This window comes from Oleiphilus sp. HI0132 (assembly GCF_001635845.1).
The window spans coordinates 1-1685 of the sequence record NZ_LWGJ01001591.1 but is presented as its reverse complement, the minus strand read 5'-3'; the positions used below and the strand labels follow the sequence as shown (position 1 = coordinate 1685).

At 42.0% G+C, this 1685-nt stretch carries 3 protein-coding genes; all 3 read right to left on the bottom strand.

The window, feature by feature from the left end; translation table 11 throughout:
• A partial coding sequence (locus A3766_RS24540) for a pilus assembly protein PilP (protein ID WP_068643155.1) occupies positions 1–437 on the bottom strand: 437 nt, incomplete at its 3' end.
• Entirely contained in the window at positions 437–1123 is a 687-nt protein-coding gene (locus A3766_RS24535) for a type 4a pilus biogenesis protein PilO (protein WP_156494828.1), read from the bottom strand. The genes A3766_RS24540 and A3766_RS24535, both read right to left, overlap by 1 nt.
• The coding region (locus tag A3766_RS24530) for a PilN domain-containing protein (RefSeq protein WP_068643153.1) at positions 1123–1685 on the bottom strand (563 nt) is incomplete at its 5' end. The genes A3766_RS24530 and A3766_RS24535, both read right to left, overlap by 1 nt.

Here is a 1685-nt window from a genome sequence, read left to right as displayed (position 1 = left end):
ATTCGGCCATGGTTTTTACCCATATACTGCCCAACCTTGGCCATATGTACGCTCTGCAACTCATCAGCAATCAGCGCCCACAAAATATCTTGTTCATTTCGCTGAAGCGTACCAACCATTTTTAACTGCCCTAGAGAGTATGACTCCAGAACCTCAGGAACTCGATCAAAATCCGGCTTAACGTTACTTTGATCTTTTTGTATCTCTACCACGCTTACCACAACATCTTCAGGCGGCAAAAAAGGTGAACGTCTATTCGCAGCACTGTATGTAAATGCTCTATATACTTGTACTTCAGGCAAAGCCTCTATTTTTCCACGCGGCTTGGCATCAGCCTCTGCCATAAAGCGATCTAAATCACCAAAGCCACTACTCGTACCACAACCACTCAATAGAACACTTGATACGAGCACGAGAGACAAGAAAATTTTATTCATTATCTTCTCCTCCCTTTCTTCTTCTTAGATTGCCTACTTTTTTCTCTGTCTGCCTCAGTACCATAACGATATGTCTTCGCTTGCACAGTCATTTGCAGCTTATGACTGCTGCGCCCCTGACTATTTCCTTTAGACTTACTCTGCGTCTTGGAAATATTCATATCATGCAAAGTCACGATTCGTGGCAAGCTTGCAACACCACTCACAAAAGATGCGATGTCGTGATAAGTACCCGCAACCACGATTTCCATTGGTAATTCAACATAGAACTCTTTGGAAACCTCTGGCTTCAACTGAATGGATTCAATTTCCAAACCGCTTCCTAGCCCGGTATTGGTAATATCTTCAAGTAGGCCCGGAACCTCTGTTTTTGCAGGCAACTGCTTAAGAAGTACACCGAAAGACTTTTTCATATCTTCCATCTGTAAGCGAAAAGCCTCAAGATTTGCTACTTTATAAGCTCTACTTTCATACTGCTGCTTCAAGCTTGCTTCTTCTGCAGCGACTCTATCAAATTCGGTATATTGATCCTGAATCAGAAAGAAATAACCGCCTATAAGCAGCGCTAAAAAGACAACAACTAATACAATTGCTTTAACAGGTGTAGGCCATGAGCCTGCATTATTAAAGTCTATATCATTGGGATCAAAGCCTTTCAGGCTTTCCATAGATTCAGAAAAACCCACTATTTAGTCCCCTTTTCACTTGATTCCTGATCTTCAGCTAACTCAGGGGTCACCTGCTTAACACTAAGATCAAAACTATTTAGAGTCCCGTCATCACCTTTAATCGCACTCACGTCTTTCAGATTAGGGTTAGAAAACCAGACTGATGTTTCAAAGTTTCGCATCAAACCTGAAATACGGTTATTAGATTCAGCCAAACCCGTAATCTCTATGAGATCCTCTTTTCGCTCAAGGCTTTCATAATAAAGGCCATCTGGAAGTGTTCTCACCAACTCATCCATCACACGAACGATAACCGGGCGTGTTCCCTGTAAGTCCTGAATGACCTTCATTCTATCCAAAAGCTCTTTCTTTTCTTTTTTCAGCTCTTTGATCTCTTTAATTTTCTTATCCAGCTCAGCCATTGAAGAGCTTAAATAATTATTTCGAGACTTTTGAGTTTCAATTTCGGAGCTAACATAGTCTTGCCACAAAAACACGAGCACGACAGCAACAACAAGGACAGCGATCAACGATGTAATAAAATTCCGCTGCTTCTCGGCCCGGAGTTCTTCTCGCCACG